The sequence below is a fragment of the Micromonospora sp. C28SCA-DRY-2 genome (genome assembly GCF_030519475.1).
GTDB lineage: Bacteria > Actinomycetota > Actinomycetes > Mycobacteriales > Micromonosporaceae > Micromonospora.
In genome coordinates this window covers 240,548-265,207 of the sequence record NZ_JAUMKD010000002.1, presented here as the reverse complement: position 1 = coordinate 265,207, position 24,660 = coordinate 240,548, and the positions used below count along the sequence as shown (strand labels likewise).

The following is a 24,660-nucleotide window of genomic DNA, read 5'->3' as shown; positions in this document are numbered from 1 at the left end:
GGCCCCGCCCCGATCCCGGGGCGGGGCCGTCCGCCGTCTGCCGCCGGGGCGCGTTCACTTTCCGGGCGATGCGGACCAATCGTCTGATCGGCCGAGGTCAGCGGCCACCCGGTGGTTGAGCGGCCCATGATCTCGTGCGAGCATTCCCCGCGTCGAATCTCGTCACGGGGGTGTGTATGACGCGCGCGTCGCAGGAACACGACCACGACCCGAACCGCCGGCGGCTGCTGCGCCGGGCGGCCACGGTCGCCGCCACTACGGCCGGCGCGGGAGTCGCCGCCGCGGTCGGCCTGCCCGGCACGGCCCAGGCCGCCCCGGGCGACAACCTCGTCATGGGTACGACGAACGACGCCGGCCCGGCCACCACCACGCTGAACGGCGCCTACCCGACGCTGACGCTGAAGAACAGCGCCGGCGCGCCGCTGCGGCTGGTGCCCGGCGACTCGATCTACCCGCAGGTGCTGGACGCTCCGGTCGGCACCCTGGCGGTCGACAACCAGGGCGACCTGTTCGTCCGGGCCGGCACCGCGGGGCAGGAGACGAACGGCTGGGCCTGGACCACCGAGTGGGCCACCACGTCCGTCGCGGTGCGGCCGACCCGGGTGCTCGACACCCGCGACGTCAACCTCCGCCGCAACATCGTCTCCGGCTCGCTGGACTCGCTCGGGCGGGTCCAGCCGGGCGCTCCGATCGTCCTCGCCCTCGACTCCTACGTGCGCGACGGCTACGCCCTCAAGGGGAACGTCACGGTGGTCGGGATGACCGGCGCCGGCGTGCTCACCGTCTGGGGCGCCGGCACCAAGCCGGCCACCTCCACCGTGAACTGGTCGGCCGCCGGCACCGTCCTGTCCAACTTCCTCTTCACCGAGTTGGGCGCCACCGGGGCCTACCGCAGCGTCATCACCATCCAGGCGACCGCTTCGCCGACGCACGTGATCGTCGACATGACCAGCCTGTTGGTCGGCCACCCGAGCCAGGTCCTGGCGCCCCAGGCCTAGTCGACCGGCCGGTCGCCCCGGCCCACTTCCGACCTTCACCGTCAGACCGACCCACGGGGGAAACGAGATGTCCTCGACCGAACCTGACCGTCCCGCGTCACGGCGCACGCTGCTGCGCCGCGCGGCAGTCACCGGTGGCGCCGCGGTCGCCGCGACCGCGGTGACCGCCACCCCGGCCTCCGCCGCCCCCGGCGATCCCGTCGTCATCGGCCTGCCCAACTCGGGTGGCCCGACCACGGTGACGAGCGCCGCCCCGGCCGGGGGTGCCACCCTGGCGCTGCGGAACGCCACCGGCGCGACCCTCCACATCGAGAAGGGGCCCAGCTACACGTCCCCGGCGCCCACCGGCGCCCTCTACGCCGAAGGGACGGCGCTCGCCGTCTCCAACGGCAACGGCGCCTACTCCGCGTTCAGCACGGCCAACGCCACCATGCTGGTGCCGGTGCCGCCCACGCGCATCCTGGACACCCGCAGCGCCGCCGGCCGGGCCCGGCTGATCGAGGGCGCGGGCCGGATCGACGCGCAGGGCCGGGCCGTCGCCGACAGCTTCCTGGTCGTACACCTGCAGGGCATCGCCGAGTACGCCGACGGGATGCTGGGCAACATCACCGTCGCCAACACCGAGAAGGCCGGCTTCGTCACCGTCTACGGCCGGGGCGACCGCCCGAACGCCTCCACCATCAACTGGTGGAGCGCCGGGCAGTTGCTCTCCAACGGCGTGATCACCCAGCTCGGCGCGTACGAGACCGCCAACGGTGACTACTACCCGGACGTCGTCGGGATCTACGTGCCGAAGGCGAGCGCCACCGCGCTGATCCTCGACGTGACCGGGCTGCTGGTCTTCCACCCCGACTCGGCGGTCATCAACAGCCCCAAGACGGCCGGAGCGCGCGTCGCCGCCGACGGTAACCGGGGCGTGCGGGCCCAGGCGATCAAGGAGGCCGCCGAGCGCGGTGACCGGGCGGTGCACACCGGTGCGTGACCACGGAACCCAGGAGAGCAGCATGACCACCGACGAGAACTCGACCACCCGCCGCCGGATCATCAAGGCCGGCGTCGCCGCGGGTGCCGGTGTCGGCGCGGCGGCCGTGGTCGCCTCCCCGGCCAGCGCGGCGCCCGGCGATCCGGTCATCCTCGGCCAGGTCAACGACGCCGGAGCGGCCGAGACCGTGCTCGTCGGCGGCTCGTCGGCCAACCCGACCCTGACGGTGCAGGGCACCTCGCCCAAGCTGGTGTTGGCCCCGACGCCGGAGGCGAACATCCCGCAGGAGCTGCCCACCGGATCGCTCGCCGTCACCCCGGCGGCCGACCTGGTGATCGGCGGCCGTGGTGGCACCCGGGCGTACGTCAACACGACCCGCTGGGCGAACCGGACGATGGCCGTCCCGCCCCAGCGGATCATGGACACCCGATCCCTGAGCACCTACTCCGGGAACGTGCTCCACGGCGCCGCCAACGTCGAGGCCGGGAAGCTGAAGGCGAAGACCTTCATGCACCTGACGCTGAAGAACGTGTCGCCGGTGGTGGCGGAGAAGGCGGTCTCCGCGTATGTCAACATCACGGTGGCCGGCACCGTCGCGGCGGGCTTCCTCACCGCGTACAGCTCGGGGCTCGCCAGCGTCCCGGAGACCTCGTCGCTGAACTGGTGGGGGCCGAACCAGATCCTCTCCAACCTGGTCGAGGTGCGGCTCGGCAGCTACAACGGGGGGGACCCGTTCAGCTTCGCGATCTACGTCAACAGCGCGACCTCGGTGATCGTCGACGTCTCCGGGCTGACGCTGGCCGCTCCGGACGGAGCACTGGCCTGATCGACCGCATCGGTCGCCGCCGCGGTGCGAGTTCGCTCACCATCGCGGCGGCGACCGGCCACCGGCACCGGCCCGCCCCGGCCGGCGTGGGATTCTTGGGTACGTGACCAGTCCCGCCGTTCCCGCACTCCGCCCGCTCACCCTCGGGCGGCACCAGGTGTGGCCGCCGGTGGTGCTCGCCCCGATGGCCGGCATCACGAATGTCGGCTTCCGTCAGCTCTGCCGGGAGCAGGGCGGCGGCATCTACGTCTGCGAGATGATCACCACCGTCGCGCTGGTGGAGCGGAACCCGAAGACGCTGCGGATGATCGCCTTCGGCCCGGACGAGCGGCCGCGCAGCCTCCAGCTCTACGGCACCGACCCGGAGACCACCGCCGCCGCCGTGCGGATCGTGGTCGAGAAGGACCTCGCCGACCACATCGACCTCAACTTCGGCTGCCCGGTTCCGAAGGTCACCCGCAAGGGCGGGGGTGCCGCGCTGCCCTGGCGGCGCCGGCTCTTCGCCCGGCTGGTGCGGGCTGCGGTGGACGCCGCGTCGCCCGCCGGGGTGCCGGTCACTGTCAAGATGCGCAAGGGCATCGACGACGACCACCTGACGTACGTCGAGGCGGGGCTGGCCGCCCAGGAGGCCGGCGTGGCGGCGGTCGCCCTGCACGGGCGTACCGCCGCGCAGCGCTACTCGGGCACCGCCGACTGGGACGCCATCGCCACCCTGAAGCAGGCGCTGGACGTGCCGGTGCTCGGCAACGGCGACATCTGGGAGGCCGACGACGCGCTGCGGATGGTGGCGCACACCGGCGTGGACGGGGTGGTGATCGGCCGGGGCTGCCTGGGCCGGCCGTGGCTCTTCGCCGACCTGGAGGCCGCGTTCGACGGCCGGCCGGAGCGGCGGCTGCCCACCCTCGGCGAGGTGGCCGCGACCATGCGCCGGCACGCCGAGCTGCTGGTCAACCAGTTCAGCGCCGGGGCGCGTACGCCGGCTCGGGGCGAGCGGGACGGCTGCACCGACTTCCGCAAGCACGTCGCCTGGTACCTCAAGGGCTTCCCGGTCGGCAGCGAGCTGCGCCGGGAACTCGCGATGATCGACAGCCTGGCCCAGCTCGACGACCTGCTCGGCAAGCTGGACCCGACCGAGCCGTTCCCGGTGGCCACGCTCGGCCAGCCGCGGGGGCGGACCAACTCGCCGGGCAAGGTCTTCCTGCCCGACGGCTGGCTGGCCAGCCGGGACGACGACACCGTCCCCGAGGGCGCCGAGCTGGACGACTCCGGCGGCTGAGACGCCGGCGCTCCGGTGCGGCGTGCCCGACGCCGAGCGCGCCCCGGCCGTCCTCTGACGCCGGGCCGGCCGAGACGTCCCCCGTCTGCGCCCCTGGACGTCGCCTTGCTTGCGTCCCGGAGCGTCGCCCTGCCTGCGCCCCTTGGACACGCCGAAGGGCCGGCCCCCGGTTGGGGGTCGGCCCTTCGGTGTTGTTCCGCCTGTTCGGTTGTTGGTCGCCGGTGGTGGGTCGTCAGGCGGTGTAGCCGCGGGTGGCGATCCAGTCGGCGAGGTTGTCGATGCTCATCCGGTAGCTGGCGGTGTCCGGGTTGGCCGAGTCGGCGATGGTCACCGTGTTGCCACCGTCGCGGTAGCCGACGACGCTGATGTAGTGCCCGCCCTCGAAGGAGTGGGTGTTGCCGTCGGTGTCGGTGGCGGTGCCGGCGATGTTGGCGACCACGGCACGGCCTTCGTCGACGGCCTTGATGACGTCGGCGCGCAGCTTGTCGGTCTGCTTGTCATCGGCGTTGGGGTCGCGGATCTCGACGCTGTGGTAGACGTCCTTACCGGTCTGCTTGTTCAGCACCGGGGTGATGTCGTTGATGGAGTTGGTGCCGGCTTCGGTGGTGCCCATTTCCTTGGCCATGGCGTGGACGTCGATGTTCTTGCCCTGTACGGACAGGGCGTTGCGGGCGGCGGCGGGGCCGCAGTAGTAGAAGTTCGGCTGGGCTTCGTAGCGCACGCCGAGTTCCCGCTCACCGTGCTTGCGGTCGGTGGTGATCGACACGGCCGGCTTCTCGGCCGGGGCGGCGAACGCGGTGGCGGGGGCGGCGAGGGCGCCGCCGGTGAAGGCGAGACCAGCAGCGGTCAGAGCGGTCTTACGCAGGATGTCGGTACGCATGGTGATCACAAGCCTTTCGATCGGGGGAAACGGCACACCAGAAGGGGGGGTGCGGTGCGCCGCGTCAAGGAAAGGTCGTGCATGAAGGGGGTCGCTTCCGGCGGCCAGGGGCCTGCTCGGGCGTCCCGGGGGTGTAACCATCCGGCCCGGCCCACCATTCCGGCGGGGGCTCCGGGGGCCGGGGGCGTGCTCGGCCCGTCGGGGGTGTAACCATCCCGGCTGGCCCGCCATTCCGGCGGCGCCCGGTGCCTGGGGGCTTGCTCGGCCCGTCAGGGGTGTGTCAACGACCCGTGGCCGGCGGCCATTCCGCCCACGACCCGGTGGGCCGTTCACCCGCGCTCGCTGACGCCCGGGGAGGCGCGGCGGGTATGCCATGTTCAACGACCCCGACCCGCCACCGATTCCGCCGCCAGAGTGGCCCCGACCACCCCACAACCGCACCCAAACCCCGCACCCCGACACACCACGGACACCGCGAACCGGACGCCCGGCCACTCACCGGGCGGCCAGGCGACACCGGCTCGGCCCGTGCAGGCAGGCACCCACGGGCACGCTGTAGAGCCGATCTCGTTAAACGGCTCAGTACGGCACCCCGATGATCGACACCGTGTCGGGGATATCGCGGGGTCCGCAGGCTCGGAATGCCGCCATATCCCCGACACGGGGTGGATCAACCCAGCGGAACGCATTCCGGGCCAGATCGCAGACCGCCGGCGTCGCGGGACGGCCGGTGCCGACCAATCGCCGGGAGAGCGTGATACCTCAGCGGCATATCTATGACGCTCGGGTATCACCCCTGCCGCCCGCCCCGGCAGACACGCCCGGCCGGCCGGAGCCACGCACGCGTCGGGCTGCGAAGTGCCCCCCCGGTCCGGGCCGGGACATGCCCCTCGCCTAGAGGTGACACGCCCCGCCCGTCAAGCACGTCTGCCCCTGGGCCCCGCCGCCGGCCGGGCCGGAGCCCCGCACGCGCCGGGCTGCGAAGTGCCCGCCCCGGCTCGGGCCGCGACATGCCTCACGCCTAGCGGCCACACGCCCCGCCGCCCTGGTCAAGCACGTCTGCCCTGGGCCCCGCACGCCCGGCCGACCCGGCGCTGCCCCACCGCGTCCCGTCGTCTGGCTGCGGTACGGGACCGGTGACGCGTCTGCGACTCAGCTCCCAAGCGCCTGAGCCCTGGATGGGCGACAGGCCGGTTGGCGGGGCGGTTCGGCGGTCCGGTGGTTGGTGGACGGGCCAGCCGCCGGCCCCGGGAGCGGGGCCGGCGGCTGATCGATGTCGGTGGGGATCAGGCGGACGGGGCGGTGGCGGGTGCGTCGTCGGGGCCGGGCTGGGCCGGGATCGCGAGCGGCGTACCCGCGGGAACCGCCGTACCCGCGGGAACCGGAGCGTCCGCCGGCCAGGACACCTCCGGGGAGCGGTGGAAGGTGATGCCGGCGGCGGTCCAGCGGGGGCCGTGCCCGGCCAGCCGGTCGCGGAAGCGGTCCCAGTCGTGCGTGGTGCGCGGCGACCAGGCCAGCTCGGCGAGGGCGGGGAGCCGGGGGAAGAGCATGAACTCGACCTCGGGTAGCGAGGTCACCGACTCGGTCCAGAGCGGCGCCTCGACGCCCAGCACCGCGGCCTCCGGCACGCTCGTCACGTGCGCGCCCGGATTCCACTCGTACGACCGCCGCAGGTCGATCAGGCCGGCCCAGTCGTGCCCGATCGGGGTGTCCGGGGCGTACTTCATGTCGAGGTAGGCGTGGTTGGCGGGGGAGAGGAGGAGCCGGGCGCCCCGGCGTACCGCGTCGGCGGTGGCCGGATCGTCGGCGTCGGTGCCCCACCACTGGAGCACCCGGCCGTCGGCGTGCCCGGCCGGCGCGAACTGGTGCCAGCCGACCACCGTCTTGCCGAGGCCGGCGACGATCCGCTGCGCCCGCTCGACGAAGCCGGTGTACGCCTCGCCCTTCACCTTGAACGCCTCGTCGCCGCCGATGTGCAGCCACGGGCCCGGCGTCATCGCGGCCACCTCGGCGAGCACGTCGGCGACGAAGTCGTACGTCCGCTCGCTGGCCGGGTCGACGTAGCTGAAGCCGACCTCGGTGCCGGTGTACGGCGTCGGCACGATCCCCGCCGCGGCCAGTTCGGGGTACGCGACCAGCGCGGCGTTGGTGTGCCCGGGCAGGTCGATCTCCGGCACCACGGTGATGTGGCGCTCGGCCGCGTAGGCGACGATCCGCTGGTAGTCGGCCTTCGTGTAGTGCCCGCCGGGGCCGTCGCCCACCTCGCCGACCCCGCCGACGGTGGCCAGCCGGGGCCAGGAGTCGACGGCGATCCGCCAGCCCTGGTCGTCGGTGAGGTGCAGGTGCAGATGGTTGAGCTTGTAGCGGGACAGGTGGTCGATCACCCGCAGCACGTCCTCGACGCCGAAGAAGTGCCGGGCCACGTCGAGCATCGCGCCCCGGTAGGCGAACCGCGGCCGGTCGGTGATCGACCCGCCGGGCACCGCCCAGCGCTCGGTGACCGGGGTGCGGCTCTCGATCGCCGCGGGCAGCAGTTGGCGCAGCGTCTGCACGCCGTGCAGCAGTCCGGCCGGTCCGGCCGCGGCGATCCGTACCCCGGTCGGGGCGACGTCCAGCCGGTAGCCCTCCGGGCCGAGGGTGTCGTCGTCGGCCAGTACCAGCGCGATGCCGCCGGCCGGCTCGGGCCGGGCGGTGTCGGTGACCGGCAGCGGGTACCCGGTGGCCGGGCGGAGCAGCGCGGCCAGGTGCTCGGCGACGGCCAGCGCCGCCGGCTCGGTGCCGACCCGGATCACCGCGTCGGGGGTCAGCAGGTAGTCGGCGGCGGGGTCGGGGTGGACCTGCTCGGGGGCCGGCACCACGTCGCCGAGGCGCACCGGGGCGGGCGGGGCGAGCAGGTCACCGGCGGCACGGGCGGCGGCGCGCGCCAGGTCGGCGGCGGCCGGCTCGCGCAGCGGCAACCGCTCCTGGTCGGCGGCGGACTGCTGGCTCAGCGGCACCCCGTCCTGCTCGGCGGGGGAGGGGAGGGTGGACACGGCAGCGGCTCCCGGGTGTATTCGCGGCGGTTATGGCAAAGGTGAAGTTCACCGAAACGCGTGCCGTCAAGGGTACGAGGGAGGGCCGGGATTGCGTGATCGTGCGCGTGGAAGCGTTCCCAGAAACCGGCACGAACGCGGATAGTCGTGATGGCTGTGCCTATTGTCACCGAACGGTCCCAGCCCACCCGATGTTCGCTTAACCTTCGCCCACCGACTGGCGTGGCACCGGGATTACCGGTGGCCGGCCCCGGGGTATGGGAGCAACTAAACCTTCGTTAAGTGTCGGACCGGCGCGCGTGGGAGGCTCTGGTGGCAGCGCAAGAGACGGCGGAACACAAGTACGTCTACGACTTCGCCGAGGGCAACAAGGACCTCAAGGACCTGCTCGGCGGCAAGGGGGCCAACCTGGCCGAGATGACCAACCTCGGCCTGCCGGTCCCGCCCGGCTTCACCATCACCACCGAGGCGTGCAAGGCCTATCTCGCCACCGGATCGGAGCCGGCCGGGCTGGCCGAGCAGATCGCCGCGCACCTGGCGGCGCTGGAGCGGGAGATGGGCCGGCGCCTCGGCGACCCCCAGGACCCGCTGCTGGTCTCGGTCCGCTCCGGCGCCAAGTTCTCGATGCCCGGCATGATGGAGACCGTCCTCAACGTCGGCCTCAACGACCGCAGCGTCGTCGGGTTGAGCGCGCAGGCCGGCGGCAACGACCGGTTCGCCTGGGACTCCTACCGCCGGCTGATCCAGATGTTCGGCAAGACCGTCTGCGACGTGCCGGGCGAGGAGTTCGAGCACGCGCTCGACGAGGTCAAGCGGGCCAAGGGCACCACCAACGACCTGGACCTCGACGCGGACGACCTGCGCGGCCTGGTCGACGCGTACAAGAAGATCTTCAGCAAGCACACCGGGCGGGAGTTCCCGCAGGAGCCGCGCGAGCAGCTCGACCTGGCCATCCGCGCGGTGTTCGAGTCCTGGAACGCCGAGCGCGCGGTGATCTACCGCCGGCAGGAGCGCATCCCGGCCGACCTGGGCACCGCTGTCAACGTGGTGGCGATGGTCTTCGGCAACCTCGGCGCCGACTCCGGCACCGGCGTCGCGTTCACCCGGGACCCGGCCAGCGGCGCGCAGGGCATCTACGGCGACTACCTGGCCAACGCCCAGGGCGAGGACGTGGTGGCCGGCATCCGCAACACCGTGCCGTTGCAGGAGCTGGAGCGGATCGACAAGAAGTCCTACGACGAGCTGCTCGACTACATGGCCCGGCTGGAGGGGCACTACAAGGACCTCTGCGACATCGAGTTCACCATCGAGCGCGGCAAGCTCTGGATGCTGCAGACCCGGGTCGGCAAGCGCACCGCCGCGGCCGCCTTCGTCATCGCCGGGCAGCTGGTGGACGAGGGCCTGATCGACCTGGACGAGGCGCTGCACCGGGTCAACGGCGCGCAGCTCGCCCAGCTGATGTTCCCCCGGTTCAAGCTCGACCACGAGTTCCAGCCGGTGGCCAAGGGCATCGGGGCGTCGCCGGGCGCGGCCGTCGGCAAGGTGGTCTTCACCTCGGCCCGCGCGGTGGAACTGGCCGCCGAGGGCGAGTCGGTGATCCTGGTCCGCCGGGAGACCAACCCGGACGACCTGAACGGCATGATCGCCGCCAAGGGCATCCTCACCTCGCGCGGCGGCAAGACCAGCCACGCCGCGGTGGTGGCCCGGGGCATGGGCAAGACCTGCGTCTCCGGCGCCGACGAGCTGGACATCAACATCCCGCAGCGGAAGTTCACAGTGGCCGGGCAGACCGTGACCGAGGGCGACGTCGTCTCCATCGACGGCACCACCGGCAAGGTCTACCTCGGCGAGGTGCCGGTCATGCCGTCGGAGGTGGTGCAGTACTTCGAGGGCACCCTCGACCCGGAGCAGACCGACGACGCGCTGGTGAAGGCCGTACACCGGATCATGACGCACGCCGACGCCCGGCGGCGGCTGGCGGTCCGGACGAACGCCGACACCGGCGCCGACGCGGCGCGGGCGCGGCGCTTCGGCGCCCAGGGCATCGGCCTGTGCCGCACCGAGCACATGTTCCTCGGTGACCGCCGGGAGCTGGTCGAGCGGCTGATCCTCGCGGCCACCGACGCCGAGCGGGAGGACGCGCTCGCCGCGCTGCTGCCGTTGCAGCGGGAGGACTTCATCGAGATCTTCCGGGAGATGGACGGCCTGCCGGTCACCGTGCGGCTGATCGACCCGCCGCTGCACGAGTTCCTGCCCCCGCTGGAGCAGCTCGCGGTCAACGTGGCGGTCGCCCAGGAGCGCGGCGAGGACGTGGCCAAGGAGGAGGCCCTGCTCGCCGCCGTCCGGCGGATGCACGAGGAGAACCCGATGCTCGGCCTGCGCGGCGTCCGGCTCGGCCTGGTCATCCCCGGCCTGTTCGCCATGCAGGTCCGCGCCATCGCCGAGGCCGCCGTCGCGGTCACCCGGGCCGGCGGATCGGCCTGTCCGGAGATCATGGTCCCGCTGGTCGGTGCGGTGCAGGAGCTGGAGACGGTACGCACCGAGGCCGAGAAGATCATCGCCGAGGTGGTCGGGGACAGCGGCGTCGAGGTGCTGATCGGCACGATGATCGAGGTGCCCCGGGCGGCGCTGACCGCCGGGCAGATCGCCGAGGCGGCGCAGTTCTTCTCCTTCGGCACCAACGACCTGACCCAGATGGGCTGGGGCTTCTCGCGCGACGACGTCGAGGGCGCGTTCTTCTGGCGCTACCTGGAACTCGGCATCTTCGGCATCTCGCCGTTCGAGTCGATCGACCGGGACGGCGTCGGCCGGCTGGTCCGGATCGCCGCCGAGGAGGGCCGGGCCGCCCGCCCGGGGCTGAAGCTCGGCGTGTGCGGCGAGCACGGCGGTGACCCCGAGTCGGTGCACTTCTTCCACGAGGTCGGGCTGGACTACGTCTCCTGCTCGCCGTTCCGGGTGCCGGTCGCCCGGCTGGAGGCCGGCCGGGCCGCCATCGAGACGACCGGCTCGGACAGCCGCTGAGCCGTCGACGCGTACGCCCCGGCGGCGGCCCGGTCACCGGGCCGCCGCCGGTCGCGTTCCGGGCCGGGGGTGAACCGGCGGCGGCGGCCGGCTCAGACGGGTGGGCGGCGCCAGGTGGCGTGCGGGTGCCGGGCGACGCGCCGGGTCGGCAGCGTGGCCCGGCCGGGGGTGCGCGTGGCGAGCGGGCCGTGCGTGGTCGGCAGCGCGGCGGCGCCGACCGGACGGCGGTGCGCCAACGCGCTGCCGGCCCGGCGGGCGACGGCCCGGGCGTCGGCGTGCAGCGCGTCGAGGTCGCCGGTGGCCTCGGTGACCAGGGTGAGCAGCGCGTCGCTGCCGACCGGGTAGGTCACCACACAGCCGGCCGAGGTGTGCACCACGGACTCGCGGAACTCGCCCCGGCGCGCCGTGTCGGCCACCCGGCTGCCGAGGCCGAAGCTGGCCGCCGCGAGCGCCGCCAGGTGGGTGGCGTCCGTCGCGGGCAGGTCGCTGGAGATGAGCAGGCCGTCGGTGCCGGCGAGCACCGTGCCGGCGATCTCCGGCCGGCGCCGGCGCAGCCCGCGCAACTCCGTTCCCACCACGTCCTCGTCCACGCGTTCTCCCCCGTCGTGTCTCCGGTCGGTCGGTCACGTTCCGCATCGGAGACGCTACCGGTGGCCGATGCGGTCCCGCGAGCCCGTGACGGTCGGCGATCGGTTGACAACTCTCGTCTGATCGGGGGTTGCGGCCCGCCAGAGCGCACCTCGCAGGCGCGCCGGGACGGCCGCGCGGGCGTACCCTGATCGACATGAGCAGCGCCTGGGAGAGCCTGACCGTCGATGCCCGGGACCCGGCCCGACTGGCCCGCTGGTGGGCCGAGGCGCTGGGCTATCAGGTGGTCACCGAGAAGCCGGACGAGGTGGAGATCCGTCAGTCCGCCGACCGGCTGCCCGGCATCGTGTTCGTGCCGGTGCCCGACGGCAAGGAGGGCAAGAACCGGCTGCACCTCGACCTGCGCCCCAACGACCAGGAGGCCGAGGTCGAGCGGCTGGTGGACATGGGCGCCCGGCACGTGGACGTGGGGCAGGGCGACGTCGGGTGGACGGTGCTGGCCGACCCGGAGGGCAACGAGTTCTGCGTGCTGCGCGAGCGCGGGGAGTGAGCCGGTTCCGCGGGCCCCAAAGTGGGCGACAGGGGTGTGCCGGCAGCGTGACCAGGCCGGTGGCGGGTTGAGCGTCCAGCCCGGCCGACCCGGGGCGGACGACCCGGCCGAGCGCCGGGTCGAGGAGCCGCCGAAGGACTCCGGCTACGGCCGTTCCCCGTACGAGCGGGACCGGGCCCGGGTGCTGCACTCGGCGGCGTTCCGCCGGCTCGCCACGAAGACGCAGGTGCACACCGCCGGCACCGACGACTTCCTGCGTACCCGGCTCACCCACTCGCTGGAGGTCGCCCAGATCGCCCGCGAGATGGGCGCGCGGCTGGGCTGCGACCCCGACGTGGTGGACACCGCCGGGCTGGCCCACGACCTCGGCCACCCGCCGTTCGGGCACAACGGCGAGGCCGCGCTGGACCAGCTCGCCGCGGCCTGTGGCGGCTTCGAGGGCAACGCGCAGACGCTGCGGGTGCTGACCCGGCTGGAGGCCAAGGTGCTGGCCCCGGACGGGTCCTCCGCCGGGCTGAACCTGACCCGGGCGTCGCTCGACGCGGTCGCCAAGTACCCCTGGCCGCGCCGGCCGGGCCAGCGCAAGTTCGGGGTGTACGCCGACGACCTGCCGGTCTTCGAGTGGCTGCGCGCCGGCGGGCCGGGCGGTGACCGGCGCTGCCTGGAGGCGCAGGTGATGGACTGGGCCGACGACGTGGCCTACTCGGTGCACGACGTGGAGGACGGCTTCCACGGCGGCTACATCACGCTGGCCCCGCTGCTGACCGACCCGGACGAGCGGGCCGCGCTCTGCGTCGACGTCGCCGCCACCTACTCCGGCGAGTCCCCGGCCGACCTCGGCGAGGTGCTGGTCGACCTGCTCGCCGACCCGGTGCTCGCCCCGCTCGCCGGGTACGACGGCAGCCACCGCGCGCAGGCGGCGCTGAAGACCACCACCAGCGTGCTGACCGGCCGCTTCGTCTCCGCCGCGGTGGCCGCCACCCAGGAGCGGTTCGGCGCCGGCCCGCACCGCCGGTACGCCGCCGACCTGGTGGTGCCGCGGTCGATCCGGGCCCGCTGCGCGCTGCTCAAGGGCATCGCCCTGCGGTACGTGCTGCGCCGGCCGGGCGCGCGCGGCCGGTACGAACGGCAGCAAGAGGTGATCGCCGACCTGGTCGCGGTGCTGGCCGACCGGGCGCCGGACGTGCTCGACCCCGTCTTCGCCCCGCTCTGGCGGGCCGCCCGGGACGACGCCGCCCGGCTGCGGGTGGTGGTCGACCAGGTGGCCTCGCTCACCGATCCGGCGGCGGTGGCCTGGCACACCCGGCTGGTGGGGGCACCCCGGACGGGGACGTGTCGAAGTTAGGCTAACCTAAGTGGTATGACGGAGCGCGCCAAGAAGGTCACCACCGCCCGGGTGCTGCGCACCTCGCGGCCCACCCCGCACCTGATCCGGCTGGTGCTCGGCGGTGCGGAGCTGGCCGGCCTGCCGGTGGGCGAGTTCACCGACCACTACATCAAGATCCTCTTCCCGGCGCCGGGCGTCCATCTCGCCGACCCGGTCGACCTGGCCGCGATCCGTCGTGACCTGCCCCGCGAGCAGTGGCCCCGGCTGCGCGCGTACACCGTGCGGGCCTGGGACCCGCTGGCCGGCGAGCTGACCGTCGACGTGGTGCACCACGGCGACGAGGGGCTGGCCGGGCCGTGGGCGGCCGCGCTGCGCCCGGGCGACCCGGTGCGTTTCGTCGGCCCCGGCGGGGCGTACGCGCCGGACCCGGACGCCGACTGGCACCTGCTGGTCGGCGACGAGAGCGCGCTGCCGGCGATCGCCGCCGCCCTGGAACGGCTGCCCCTCGGCGCCCCGGCCGTCGTGCTGGTGGAGATCGACGACCCGGCGGACGAGCAGCGGCTGCTCAGCCCCGGAGCGGTACGGCTGACCTGGCTGCATCGCGACGGCCGGCCGGTCGGCGAGGCGCTGCTGGCCGCGGTCCGCGAGCTGGAGGTCCCACCCGGTGACGTGCACGCCTTCGTGCACGGCGAGGCGACCTGGGTCAAGGAGCTGCGCCGGCTGCTGCGCGTGGAGTGGGGCGTCGCCCGGGAGCGGCTCTCCATCTCCGGCTACTGGCGGCGCGGCATGGACGACGAGGGCTGGCGCTCGACCAAGCCCGAGTGGAACCGCCAGGTCGAGGCGGAGGAGTCCACCGCGCTGGCCGCCTGACCCGCCGCCCGCCCGGGGCTGACGTTTCCGCGATCCCCACCGGCCGCCCCCTCCGGTCACCAGGATGGGGTGGGGGTGCAGATGTCCGAGCAGCGGGAGCAGCCGGCACACCGGGGGAGCGTCGATCCGGTGGTGCTGGCGCTCAGCGTCGGCGGGGTGCTGGCCGTGGTGGCCTGGGGCGCGCTCGCCCGCAACTCCCTGGCCGGCTTCGGTGAGTCCGGGCTGGCCTGGACGATCGGCACCTTCGGCTGGTTCTTCGTCCTGGCCGCCGACGCCTTCCTGGTGCTGGCGGTGGTGATCGCGGCGAGCCGGTTCGGCCGGATCCGGCTCGGCGCCGACCAGGACGAGCCCGAGTTCAGCTCGCTGGCCTGGATCGCGATGATGTTCAGCGCCGGGATGGGGATCGGGCTGGTCTTCTTCGCCGTCGCCGAGCCGATCCAGCACTACGCGGCGCCGCCGCCCGCGACCGGAGTCGCGCCGCAGACCGGCCCGGCCGGCGCGACGGCCATGCAGTACACCCTCTTCCACTGGACCCTGCACCCCTGGGGGATCTACGCGGTGGTGGCGCTGGCGCTCGCGTACTCGACCTTCCGGAAGGGTCGGGAGAACCGGATCTCCGCGGCGTTCCGTCCGTTGCTCGGCGACCGGGCCGACGGGGCGGCCGGCCGGGCGGTCGACCTGCTGGCGGTCTTCGCCACGGTGTTCGGCTCGGCGACCAGCCTCGGCCTCGGAGCGCTCCAGGTCGCCGCCGGCCTCGACCTGGTGGCCGGCATACCGGACACGACAGCGGTGGAGCTGGTCGTGATCGGCGCGCTCACGCTGGCCTTCGTGATCTCCGCCTTCTCCGGGCTGCACAAGGGCATCAAGTGGCTCTCCACCACGAACGTGCTGCTGGCGGTGCTGCTGATGCTCTTCGTCTTCGTGGTCGGGCCGACCATCTACACGCTGGAGGTGCTGCCGGCCTCGGTCGGCGACTACCTCAGCAACCTGCTCTTCATGTCCACCCGCACCGGCGCCTTCTCCGACCCGTCGTGGCTCGGCTCCTGGACGATCTTCTACTGGGCGTGGTGGATCTCCTGGGCGCCGTTCGTGGGCACCTTCATCGCCCGCATCTCGAAAGGGCGGACGATACGGCAGTTCCTCGTCGGGGTGCTGCTGGTGCCGAGCGGGGCCAGCGCGGTCTGGTTCGCGGTTATGGGCGGGAGCGCGCTGCGGGCGCAGGCCACCGGCGCGCGCGATCTGGTCGCGGACGTCGGGGCGGGCACCGAACAGGCCCTCTTCGGCCTGCTGGACGCGCTGCCGCTGGCGACGCTGACCAGCGTCCTGGCCATGGTGCTGATCGCGCTGTACTTCGTCACCAGCGCCGACTCGGCGTCGCTGGTGCTCGGCTCGCTGAGTTCCCGGGGTGCGCTGCGTCCGCACCGGGTGCTCGTGGTCACCTGGGGGGTGCTGATCGGCGCCATGGCCGCGGTGCTGCTGCTGGCCGGGGGCCTGGACGCGCTGCAACAGGCGACGATCATGGTGGCGCTGCCGTTCGTGGTGGTGATGCTCGGCCTCGCGGTGGCGCTGATCCGGGACATGTCCCGGGATCCGACGGTCAATCCGCCGCCCCGCAACCGCCGCTACGGGCTGGCCGCCGCGATCCGGGCCGCCCGGTCGTACGACGAGGAGGACCCGCCGCCGGTGCGGCGCTACCTGCGGCGCCGCCCCCGGTGACCCGCGCCCGCCGGACCGGCCTCACCGGCCGGCGGTGGCCTCCCCGTCGTGCACGACCTCCCGCTCCCAGCGCTGCCGGGGCTGGGTGTGCAGGCGCCAGTAGTGTTCCGCGATGTCGTCCGGGTCGAACGCCGTGTCCGGGGCGACGGCACCGGCGACGGTGACCGTCGCCACGTGGACCCCGGACGGTCCGTACTCCTGGTCGAGCAGCGCCACGAGCGTCCGCACGCCGGCCTTGCCGAGCGAGAGGGAGACGTACCGCGGCTTGGGCTCGGGCATCCCGCCGGTGACGATGAACGAGCCGCCGCCGCGCCGGGCCATGCCGGGCAGGACGTGTGCGGCCGTGGTGAGCGCCCCCACCACGTTGACCGCCCAGGCGGCCTGGTGGGCGGCGACGGACAACTCGCCGAGCGAGTCCGCCTGGATGATCGCGGCGTTGTACACCACGACGTCCGGCGGGCCCAGTTCGTCGGCCGCCGCGTCCAGCGCCGCCCGCAGCGCCACCTCGTCGGTGCTGTCCGCGGTCAACGGCACGGCCCGTACGCCGAGCGCGGCGACGGCCTCGGCCACCGCCCGCACCGTCGCCCCGGTCCGTGCGACGAGCGCGACCGGCAGGCCCTCCCGCGCGAACCGCAGCGCGACCGCCCGTCCGATGCCCGGTCCCACCCCGATGATCACCGCGCCTGGCATCCTCTGCTCCTTCCCCGCCGGCCGTCGACGGGAGGAAAGCTAAGCTTTCTCATCGGTGTGAAGGTCAACGGTCGAATGGGGCAGCTCACATGCGGATCGGGGCGCTGGCCCGCGAGACAGGGGTGAGCGCGCGGCTGCTGCGCTACTACGAGGAGCAGGGGCTGCTCCGCCCGGTGCGGCTGGCCAACGGTTACCGCGAGTACGCCGCCTCGGACGTCGTCACCGTGTCCCACATCCGTGCCCTGCTCGCCGCCGGGCTGCCCACCGCCGTCATCGCGCGGGTGCTGCACTGCGTGCACGACGAGGGTGGGCGGCCGACACCGTCGGCGTGCCCGGGCATGGTCGAACACCTGGAGCGGGAGCGGACCCGCATCGCCGAGGCGATGGCGCGGCTGGGCACCGAGCGACAGGCGCTCGACACCCTGCTCGCCGCCATGCCGGGGCGGGGCGACCGGTCCGCCGCCGCCGGCCGGGAGCAGCCGGCCGGGGATTAGCTCCGGGAGCGTCCGCGTCCCGAATCGGCCGGGACGCTCCCGCCGGGCCGGGCCGGGCCGGGCTGTGGCGGGGCGCGGCGCGGCGCGGGCGCCGGATCGGGTGGACCGCACGACCTCCCCCGGCGGCGGAGCGTCGGTCCGGCAGGGCAGGATGTACGCCGAGGGGGTGGCAGGCATGGCTGGGCGGATCCGGGACGAGGACATCGCGCTGGTCCGCGAGCGCACCTCGATCGCGGACGTGATCTCCGAGACGGTGACCCTGAAGTCGGCCGGGGGCGGCAACCTCAAGGGCCTCTGCCCGTTCCACGACGAGAAGAGCCCGTCGTTCAACGTCTCGCCGGCCCGCAACGTCTGGTACTGCTTCGGCTGCGGCGCCGGCGGCGACGCGATCAAGTTCCTGATGGACGCCGAGCACCTGAGCTTCGTCGAGGCGGTCGAGCGGCTCGCCGCCCGGGCCGGCATCCAGCTGCGCTACGTCGAGACCGACCAGGCCGCGCCGCGGGCCGCCCGGCCGCAGCACGGGCAGAAGCAGCGCCTCGTCGCCGCGCACGCCGCCGCCGTGGAGTTCTACCGGGCCCAGCTCGGCACGGCCGGGGCCCGACCGGCCCGGGAGTTCCTCGCCCGCCGCGGCTTCGACAAGGCCGCCGCCGAGCGCTACGGCTGCGGCTTCGCCCCGGACGGCTGGGACCTGCTCACCAAGCACCTGCGCCAGCAGGGCTTCACGCACGACGAGCTGGTCACCGCCGGGCTGTCCCGGCCGGCCCGCTCCGGCTCGCTGATCGACCGGTTCCGCCGCCGGTTGATGTGGCCGATCCGGGACATCACCGGCGACGTGATCGGTTTCGGCGCCCGGAAGCTCTTCGACGACGACGACGGCCCGAAGTACCTGAACACCCCCGAGACGCCGATCTACAAGAAGTCGCACGTCCTCTACGGCATCGACCAGGCCAAGCGTGAGATCGCCAAGCAGGGCAAGGTGGTCGTGGTCGAGGGCTACACCGACGTGATGGCCTGCCACCTGGCCGACGTGCCGACGGCGGTGGCGACCTGCGGCACCGCGTTCGGCGCCGACCACATCTCCGTGCTGCGCCGGGTGCTCTTCGACAGCGACGAGCGGGCCGGCGAGATCATCTTCACCTTCGACGGGGACGCCGCCGGGCAGAAGGCCGCGCTGCGGGCGTTCGAGGACGACCAGCGCTTCGTCGGGCGTACCTTCATCGCGGTCAGCCCCGACAACATGGACCCGTGCGAGCTGCGGCTGGCCAAGGGCGACCTGGCCGTACGCGACCTGGTCGCCCGCCGCGAGCCGCTGGTCGACTTCGCGCTGCGCCACGTGATCAGCCGCTACGACCTGGACACCGTCGACGGTCGGGTGGAGGCGATGCGCCGGGCCGCCCCCCTGGTCGCCAAGCTCAAGGACCGGGAGAAGCGCCCGGAGTACGTCCGCAAGCTCGCCGGCGACCTCGGCATGGAGATCGAGCCGGTGCAGCGGGCCGTGCTGGCCGCCGCCTCCGGCCAGCCCGCTCGGGAGGCCGCGGCGGCGCCGTCCCGGCCGGCCCGGCCGGAGCCGAGCGTGGACAGCCCGCAGTCGATGGTCGAGCGCGAGGCGCTCAAGCTCGCCCTCCAGGAGCCGGTGCTGGCCGGGCCGATGTTCGACGCGGTCGAGGCGGTGGAGTACCGCCACCCGGTGCACGCCGCGGTGCGCGCCGCCGTGGCGGCGGTCGGTGGTGCCTCGGCCGCGACCGGCGGCGCGGTCTGGATCTCCTCGGTGCGGGACGCCTGCGAGGATCTCGCCGCCCAGGCGCTCGTCGGCGAGCTGGCCGTGGAGCCGTTGCGCATCGACGGCGAACCGGACCCGCGCTACGTCTCGGTCACCATGGCCCGGTTGCAGTGGGGCTCGGTGACCAGCCGGATCAAGGAACTCAAGTCGCGGATCCAGCGGATCAACCCGGTCAGCAACAAGGACGAGTACTTCGCGCTCTTCGGCGAGCTGCTCTCGTTGGAGCAGCACGCCCGGGCGCTGCGCGAGCAGGCCGCGGGAGGGCTGTGATGGGACTGTTCAACCGCAAGCCGAAGCTGCCGGCGGCCGCCCGGCCGCCGCTGGACGCCGAGGAGCGGGTGCTGGCCTGGGCGGCCGCCGGCAACGGCGAGGGCGACGGGGTGGTGGTGGCCAGCAACCTCGGGCTCTGGCTGCCCGGCCGGGGGCACCGGCTGGGCTGGCACGACATCCTCAAGGCGGTCTGGTCCGGCCGCGAGCTGACCGTCACGCCGGCCGAGCGGGTCGCCGAGCGTGACGGCTACCTGGTGGTCGCCGACTGCCCGGCCGAGACGTACCTGCTGCTGGATCCGGGGGAGCTGCCGCACCAGGTGCGCGCCCGGGTGACCCGCTCGGTGGCGTACACCCAGCACCACCCGCTGCCCGGCGGCGCCGGCCGGGTGGCCGCCCGGCGAGTGCCCGGCGTGGACGGTCTGACCTGGACGGTCCGGCTGGACCCGGGCACGCCGGTCGACGACGACGCGGTGCTCGCCGAGACCGACCGGCTGGTCGCCGCCGCCCGCGCCGCCACCGCCCCGACCGACGCCTGACCGCACCGACCTGACCGCGCCGGCCTGACCGCACCGACCTGACCGCGCCCGCCCGCGCCGGGCCACCGCCGTCGGCGGGGACGGCGCCCGTGCCGGGCCCGGCGGGAGCGGCGCCCGCGCGGGCCCGGCGACCGTTCAGTTGGCGCCCAGGTCGCGCAGTGCCTTGTCCGCGCCGCGGTGCAGCGGTACGGGGTCGGTCCGGCGGGCGGTCTCCAGGCTGATGCCCTTCGCGGCCGGGTTGGCCTGAGCCAGCGCGTCCTTGCGCTCGAACACCGTCCGGGTGATCGCGCAGGCCACGTTCGCGTCCAGGTCCTTGCGCACCAGCAGCACGTTCGGCACCACGATGGTCGGCGTGTCCGCCGCCGTGCGGTACACGTCCTTGCCGATCGTGCCGGCCTGGTAGGCCGGGTTCAGCTCGGCCATCTTCGGCAGCAGCGGCGTGATGTCGAGGAACCTCACCTGGTCACCGGCGGTGGTGAAGAGGTCGGTCAGCCCGCCGGTGGGCACCCCGCCGGACCAGAAGAAGCCGTCGATGCTGCCGTCCTTGACGCCCTGCACCGTCTTGGCGAGGTCGAGCCGCTGCGCCTGGATGTCCGTGGCCGGATCCAGGCCGGCGGCCTCCAGCAGCCGGTTGGCGATCACCTCGGTGCCGGACTTGGGCGAGCCGGTGGAGATCCGCTTGCCCCGCATGTCCGCCACCGAGGCGATGCCCGCGTCGGCCCGCACCACCACCTGCGTGTAGTTGTCGTAGATCCGGGCGAGCGCCTCGACCGGCTGCGCGGCGGTGAAGCTGCCCTTGCCCTGCACCGCGTTGACCGCCGTGTCGAAGAGCGAGAAGGCGACGTCGTACTGGCCGGCGACCAGCTGTTCGATGTTCTGCACCGAGGCGCCGGTCTCGGCGGCGGTGCCGGTCAGCTTCCCGCCGGTGCTGCCGGAGAGCTGGCCGGCGAGGGCGTTGCCGACCACGTAGTAGACGCCGGTCGCGTTGCCGGTCGCGATACCGACCCGGGTGTCCGCGGTCACCTCGCAGGTGACCTCGCTGGCGGCGTCGTCCTTCGCCGCGCCGCCCTGCCGGCCGCCGCAGCCCGCGACACCCGCCGCGGCGAGGGCGAGCACGCTCACCCCCGCCACCAGCCGAATCCTGTTCCCGCTCACTGTCATACCTCCCTGACCTCCGGTGATCCGGCGCGCGGCCCGGCGGCCCGGCCGGCGGATCCGCGTCGTACGAGCACTCCGGTGGCGGCCACCGCGGCCAGCGCGAGGCCGACCGCGACCGGCACCGGTTCGAGCCAGAGCAGGGTCACGCCGGCCAGCGCGCCGAGGACGCGCTCCGGCACGCCGGCCGGGCCGACGCCGGGCAGCCAGCCGCCCGCCGCCACGGCCAGCACGGCGACGCTGAGCGCGACCACCACGGCGGCGACCGCGATCCGCCGCGCTCCGCCGATGCCGAGCAGCCCGAGGCCGGCCGGGGTGAGCACGAACGCGATCGGCGTCAGGTAGGCCGGCAGGGCGTACCGCAGGGTCTGCCACATGGTCGGCACCAGCCGGCCGCCGGTGACCGCGGCGGCCGCGACGGCGGCCAGCGCGGTCGGCGGGGAGACCTCGGAGAGCACCGCGAAGTAGAAGACGAACATCGCCACCGCCGGCGCGGACACGCCGAGGTCGAGCAGCGCCGGACCGATGATCACCCAGCCGATGACGAACGAGGCGGTGACCGGCACGGCCAGGCCGAGCAGGCTGAGCGCGACGGCGGCGAGCACCGCGGTGAGCGCGAGCACCAGGGTCGGGTCCGAGGCGACCGCCTGCGCGCCGCTCACCAGCAGCGCGGCCGCCTGCGGGCCGAGGCCGGTCTTCGTGGTGGTCGCGGTGATGATGCCGGCGGCGGCGCAGACGGCGGTCACCGCGAGCACCCCGCGTACGCCGGCGACGAGCGCGGCGCCGAGCCGGGCCGGGGTGAGCCGGTGGGCCCGGTCCAGGAAGGACAGCGCGGCGGCCAGGACGGTGGCCAGCACCACCGCGCGGGTGGCGGAGACGCCGACGGCGAGCAGCACCACGATGGCGACCAGCGAGGCGAAGTGGTAGCCGAACCGGGCGAGCAGCCGCCACGGCGACGCGGCGTCGATCAGCACCGGGCGGACCCCGGACCGCCGGGCGTCGATCTCCACGGCCAGCAGGATGCCCAGGTAGTAGAGGACGGTCGGCACGGTCGCCCAGCCGAGCACCTGGAGGTACGACACGCCCAGGTACTCGGCGATGATGAACGCCGCCGCGCCCAGCGTCGGCGGCGAGAGGATGGCGCCCACCCCGGCGGCCGCGAGCATGCCGCCGGCCCGCTCGGGCGGGTAGCCGGCGCGTCGCAGGATCGGCCAGGTCACCGCGCCGATGCTGACAGTGGTCGCGGCGCCCGAGCCGGAGACGGTGCCGAGCAGGAAGCCGGACGCGACGGCGGTCCGCCCGGCGGCCGTCCGCGAGCGGCGGAACGCGGCGGTGGACAGGTCCACGAAGAACCGCCCGGCGCCGGAGAGGTCGAGCACCGCGCCGTAGATGGTGAACAGCACGATGTACGAGGCGGCGACGTCGAGCGGGGTGCCGTAGAAGCCGCTGTCGGAGTTGTAGAAGGCGTCGACCAGTTGGCTGAAGTCGAGCCCGGCGTGGGCGACCGGCCAGGACTGCGGCAGCAGCCCGCCGTAGTAGCCGTAGCCGAGGAACAGCAGGCAGACCGCGGGCAGGATCCAGCCGGTGGTGCGGCGGCACGCCTCCAGCAGCAGCAGGAGCAGCACCGTGCCCAGCACCAGGTCCAGCGGCACGAGCAGGCCCTGCCGGTCGAGGAAGGCGTTGTACCCGCCGCCGCCGGCGCCGAGGCGGACCGGCAGCACCGGGTAGAGGCAGGCGAGCAGGGCCAGGGCGGCCAGCGCGCAGTCCGGCAGGGTCGGCCGCGCGCTCCCCGCTGGCCGGACCGGTCCGACCGGTCCCTCCGGTCCCTCCCCATCGGACCGGCCGGGCCGGACCTGGCCGTCCGCACCGGACCGGCCGGGCCGGATCGCCCGCCGGAGCCGGGCCGGCAGTGGCAGGTCGGCCGGGTAGGCCAGGAAGACCAGTGGCAGTACGCCGGCCAGGAAGATGATCAGGTAGTACTTGCTGCCCTGCGGCAGCGGGCGGAACACCTGCCAGAGGGCGAGCGCGGCGACCGCGAGCGCCACGCCGGCCAGCAGCAGGCCGGGCGCTCCGGTGAGGGTCCGGCCGGGCTTCTCGTCCTCGAACCGGGCGGCCAGGTCGGCGGTCGCCGCGTCGGCCACCGTCGGTCCGGTTCCGCCCGTCGCCGCCCGTGCGGTGCCGGGGCCCTCGGTGGCGATGCCGGGGCCGTCGGTCGCGGTGCCCGGCGGATTCGCGTCGCCTCCGGCGTGCTCCGTGGCGACGCCTTCCGCCGGCCCGGCGGTGTCGGAGGCGGTGGTGGTGCCGGCCGGTCGCGCGGCGGCCTCGGGGTCGACGGGTTGGCCCGCCGGACGTTCGGGGTCGCCGGGTGCGGCGGGGGAGTCCGCCGGCATCGTCTCCGGGGCGGGCGGTGCCGCCGGCCGGGGCGCTGCCCCGGGCGGGCCGAGGCGGCCGGCGGCACCGGCCCCATCGGCCAGCCGGCCGGGTGGCGGTGAGCCGTCGGGTGGGCGGGTGGGCGGCCTGAGGGACGAGTACACGTCGATCAAGCGGCGGACGGGGTATCGACATCCGTCCGTCCCGTGTCGCCGCTGCCGCCCGCCGGGGCGCGGGTAATTCGGGTGGAGCTGTCGGACCCGGCGGCTAGGGTCGGGCGGTGACCACGGCTCAACCACTCATCCAGGCCCGGGGGCTGGTGAAGCGGTTCGGCGACTTCACCGCCGTCGACGGCATCGACGTCGAGGTGCGCTCCGGCGAGGCGTTCGGCTTCCTCGGCCCCAACGGCGCCGGCAAGTCCTCGACCATGCGGATGGTCGGCTGCATCTCCCCGCCCAGCGGTGGTGAGCTGCGCATCCTCGGCATGGATCCGGTCCGCGACGGCCCGGCCATCCGGGCCCGCCTCGGCGTCTGCCCGCAGCTCGACAACCTCGACCCCGAGCTGACCGTCCGGGAAAACCTCACCACCTACGCCCGCTACTTCGGCATCTCCCGCCGGGTGGCCCGGGCCCGGGCCACCGAGCTGCTCGACTTCGTCCAGCTCAGCGAGCGCGCCGACAGCAAGGTCGAGCCGCTCTCCGGCGGCATGAAGCGCCGGCTGACCATCGCCCGCGCCCTGGTCAACGAGCCCGAGATCGTGCTGCTCGACGAGCCGACCACCGGCCTCGACCCGCAGGCCCGGCACCTGGTCTGGGAGCGGCTGTTCCGGCTCAAGCAGCAGGGCGTCACGCTGGTGCTCACCACGCACTACATGGACGAGGCCGAGCAGCTCTGCGACCGGCTGGTGGTGATGGACGGGGGGCGGATCGTCGCCGAGGGTTCGCCGCGTGAGCTGATCGAGCGGCACTCCACCCGCGAGGTGGTCGAGCTGCGCTTCGCCGCCGAGTCGCAGGAGGCGTTCGCCGGCAAGGTCGAGCCGCTGGCGGAGCGGGTCGAGGTGCTGCCCGACCGGATCCTGCTCTACGTCCCCGACGGCGACGCGGCGGTGGCCGAGGTCAACGGGCTCGGGCTCACCCCGGCCAACGTGCTGGTCCGGCGCAGCAGCCTGGAGGACGTCTTCCTGCACCTGACCGGGCGCACCCTGGTCGACTGAGGCCCGCCCGGCCGGGCTGCCCCGGTGCCCGTAGCATCGGCCGGACGCCCGGCCGCCGGTGGCCCGGGCGCGGCGAGCGGGGGTGC

General features: G+C 74.1%; 19 protein-coding genes. 13 read left to right on the top strand and 6 right to left on the bottom strand.

Annotation, left to right across the window (positions count from 1 at the left end):
* Positions 1-176: 176 nt before the first annotated feature.
* From Q3W71_RS09625 to dusB, 4 genes are all read left to right on the top strand, one after another.
* Positions 177-998, top strand: coding sequence for a hypothetical protein (locus Q3W71_RS09625; protein ID WP_302918974.1), 822 nt, complete (start codon positions 177-179; stop codon positions 996-998).
* Positions 999-1,065: 67 nt separating this feature from the next.
* The gene (locus Q3W71_RS09620; protein WP_302918973.1) at positions 1,066-1,980 is read left to right on the top strand and encodes a hypothetical protein; all 915 of its coding nucleotides are present in this window, start codon (positions 1,066-1,068) and stop codon (positions 1,978-1,980) included.
* Between the two features lie 22 nt (positions 1,981-2,002).
* Positions 2,003-2,806 (top strand): hypothetical protein, encoded by an 804-nt coding sequence (locus Q3W71_RS09615; RefSeq protein WP_302918972.1) that lies wholly within the window; start codon positions 2,003-2,005, stop codon positions 2,804-2,806.
* Positions 2,807-2,909: 103 nt separating this feature from the next.
* Complete coding sequence (gene dusB, locus Q3W71_RS09610; RefSeq protein ID WP_302918971.1) at positions 2,910-4,082, top strand: tRNA dihydrouridine synthase DusB; 1,173 nt, start codon at positions 2,910-2,912, stop codon at positions 4,080-4,082.
* Positions 4,083-4,314: 232 nt separating this feature from the next.
* Here dusB and Q3W71_RS09605 read toward each other — a convergent pair whose 3' ends face one another.
* A complete protein-coding gene (locus Q3W71_RS09605) occupies positions 4,315-4,962 on the bottom strand; it encodes a C39 family peptidase (protein WP_302918970.1) in 648 nt (215 codons plus the stop codon).
* A 1,286-nt stretch (positions 4,963-6,248) separates the two neighbouring features.
* Positions 6,249-7,958 carry a beta-N-acetylhexosaminidase gene (locus Q3W71_RS09600; protein WP_302919645.1) on the bottom strand — a complete coding sequence of 570 codons (1,710 nt, stop codon included), beginning with the start codon at positions 7,956-7,958 and terminating at the stop codon, positions 6,249-6,251.
* Positions 7,959-8,306: 348 nt separating this feature from the next.
* Here Q3W71_RS09600 and ppdK point away from each other — a divergent pair, with 348 nt between their 5' ends.
* Positions 8,307-11,015, top strand: coding sequence for a pyruvate, phosphate dikinase (ppdK, locus tag Q3W71_RS09595; protein WP_302918969.1), 2,709 nt, complete (start codon positions 8,307-8,309; stop codon positions 11,013-11,015).
* A gap of 92 nt (positions 11,016-11,107) precedes the next feature.
* Here ppdK and Q3W71_RS09590 read toward each other — a convergent pair whose 3' ends face one another.
* Positions 11,108-11,605 (bottom strand): roadblock/LC7 domain-containing protein, encoded by a 498-nt coding sequence (locus Q3W71_RS09590; RefSeq protein WP_302918968.1) that lies wholly within the window; start codon positions 11,603-11,605, stop codon positions 11,108-11,110.
* Between the two features lie 194 nt (positions 11,606-11,799).
* On the opposite strand from Q3W71_RS09590, the gene Q3W71_RS09585 reads away from it, so the two are divergent.
* The 4 genes from Q3W71_RS09585 to Q3W71_RS09570 all read left to right on the top strand — a co-directional run bounded on the left by Q3W71_RS09585 (position 11,800) and on the right by Q3W71_RS09570 (position 16,066).
* Positions 11,800-12,153: a VOC family protein gene (locus Q3W71_RS09585; protein WP_302918967.1), complete on the top strand. Its 354-nt coding sequence runs from the start codon at positions 11,800-11,802 to the stop codon at positions 12,151-12,153.
* Positions 12,154-12,220: 67 nt separating this feature from the next.
* Complete coding sequence (locus tag Q3W71_RS09580) at positions 12,221-13,498, top strand: deoxyguanosinetriphosphate triphosphohydrolase (RefSeq protein ID WP_302918966.1); 1,278 nt, start codon at positions 12,221-12,223, stop codon at positions 13,496-13,498.
* Positions 13,499-13,513: 15 nt separating this feature from the next.
* Positions 13,514-14,350: a siderophore-interacting protein gene (locus Q3W71_RS09575; RefSeq protein ID WP_302918965.1), complete on the top strand. Its 837-nt coding sequence runs from the start codon at positions 13,514-13,516 to the stop codon at positions 14,348-14,350.
* An 81-nt stretch (positions 14,351-14,431) separates the two neighbouring features.
* Positions 14,432-16,066, top strand: coding sequence for a BCCT family transporter (locus Q3W71_RS09570; protein WP_302918964.1), 1,635 nt, complete (start codon positions 14,432-14,434; stop codon positions 16,064-16,066).
* Positions 16,067-16,087: 21 nt separating this feature from the next.
* Here the strand turns inward: Q3W71_RS09570 and Q3W71_RS09565 are convergent, their stop codons facing one another.
* Positions 16,088-16,756, bottom strand: coding sequence for an SDR family NAD(P)-dependent oxidoreductase (locus Q3W71_RS09565; RefSeq protein ID WP_302918963.1), 669 nt, complete (start codon positions 16,754-16,756; stop codon positions 16,088-16,090).
* An 89-nt stretch (positions 16,757-16,845) separates the two neighbouring features.
* Here Q3W71_RS09565 and Q3W71_RS09560 point away from each other — a divergent pair, with 89 nt between their 5' ends.
* From Q3W71_RS09560 to Q3W71_RS09550, 3 genes are all read left to right on the top strand, one after another.
* On the top strand, positions 16,846-17,250 hold the full coding sequence (locus Q3W71_RS09560) for a MerR family transcriptional regulator (protein WP_302918962.1): 405 nt from the start codon (positions 16,846-16,848) through the stop codon (positions 17,248-17,250).
* Positions 17,251-17,401: 151 nt separating this feature from the next.
* Positions 17,402-19,300, top strand: coding sequence for a DNA primase (gene dnaG / locus Q3W71_RS09555; RefSeq protein WP_302919644.1), 1,899 nt, complete (start codon positions 17,402-17,404; stop codon positions 19,298-19,300).
* Complete coding sequence (locus tag Q3W71_RS09550) at positions 19,300-19,836, top strand: hypothetical protein (protein ID WP_302918961.1); 537 nt, start codon at positions 19,300-19,302, stop codon at positions 19,834-19,836. Before dnaG ends, Q3W71_RS09550 begins: the two co-directional genes overlap by 1 nt.
* Before the next feature lie 135 nt (positions 19,837-19,971).
* On the opposite strand, the gene Q3W71_RS09545 is transcribed toward Q3W71_RS09550, so the two are convergent.
* Positions 19,972-20,997, bottom strand: coding sequence for a TAXI family TRAP transporter solute-binding subunit (locus Q3W71_RS09545; protein ID WP_368050440.1), 1,026 nt, complete (start codon positions 20,995-20,997; stop codon positions 19,972-19,974).
* Positions 20,994-23,132, bottom strand: coding sequence for a TRAP transporter fused permease subunit (locus Q3W71_RS09540; protein WP_302918959.1), 2,139 nt, complete (start codon positions 23,130-23,132; stop codon positions 20,994-20,996). The genes Q3W71_RS09545 and Q3W71_RS09540 overlap by 4 nt, the downstream gene beginning before the upstream one ends.
* A 509-nt stretch (positions 23,133-23,641) precedes the next feature.
* Here Q3W71_RS09540 and Q3W71_RS09535 point away from each other — a divergent pair.
* Entirely contained in the window at positions 23,642-24,574 is a 933-nt protein-coding gene (locus Q3W71_RS09535; RefSeq protein WP_302918958.1) for an ABC transporter ATP-binding protein, read from the top strand.
* The last annotated feature ends 86 nt before the right edge of the window (positions 24,575-24,660 follow it).

Bases quoted from the DNA above. Each gene is read 5' to 3' on its own strand.
- Q3W71_RS09550 (WP_302918961.1), top strand. From the start codon at position 19,300: ATGGGACTGTTCAACCGCAAGCCGAAGCTGCCGGCGGCCGCCCGGCCG.
- dnaG (WP_302919644.1), top strand. From the start codon at position 17,402: ATGTACGCCGAGGGGGTGGCAGGCATGGCTGGGCGGATCCGGGACGAG.
- Q3W71_RS09620 (WP_302918973.1), top strand. From the start codon at position 1,066: ATGTCCTCGACCGAACCTGACCGTCCCGCGTCACGGCGCACGCTGCTG.
- Q3W71_RS09565 (WP_302918963.1), bottom strand. From the start codon at position 16,756: ATGCCAGGCGCGGTGATCATCGGGGTGGGACCGGGCATCGGACGGGCG.
- Q3W71_RS09585 (WP_302918967.1), top strand. From the start codon at position 11,800: ATGAGCAGCGCCTGGGAGAGCCTGACCGTCGATGCCCGGGACCCGGCC.
- Q3W71_RS09545 (WP_368050440.1), bottom strand. From the start codon at position 20,997: ATGACAGTGAGCGGGAACAGGATTCGGCTGGTGGCGGGGGTGAGCGTG.
- Q3W71_RS09570 (WP_302918964.1), top strand. From the start codon at position 14,432: ATGTCCGAGCAGCGGGAGCAGCCGGCACACCGGGGGAGCGTCGATCCG.
- Q3W71_RS09615 (WP_302918972.1), top strand. From the start codon at position 2,003: ATGACCACCGACGAGAACTCGACCACCCGCCGCCGGATCATCAAGGCC.
- Q3W71_RS09625 (WP_302918974.1), top strand. From the start codon at position 177: ATGACGCGCGCGTCGCAGGAACACGACCACGACCCGAACCGCCGGCGG.
- Q3W71_RS09575 (WP_302918965.1), top strand. From the start codon at position 13,514: ATGACGGAGCGCGCCAAGAAGGTCACCACCGCCCGGGTGCTGCGCACC.
- Q3W71_RS09560 (WP_302918962.1), top strand. From the start codon at position 16,846: ATGCGGATCGGGGCGCTGGCCCGCGAGACAGGGGTGAGCGCGCGGCTG.
- Q3W71_RS09605 (WP_302918970.1), bottom strand. From the start codon at position 4,962: ATGCGTACCGACATCCTGCGTAAGACCGCTCTGACCGCTGCTGGTCTC.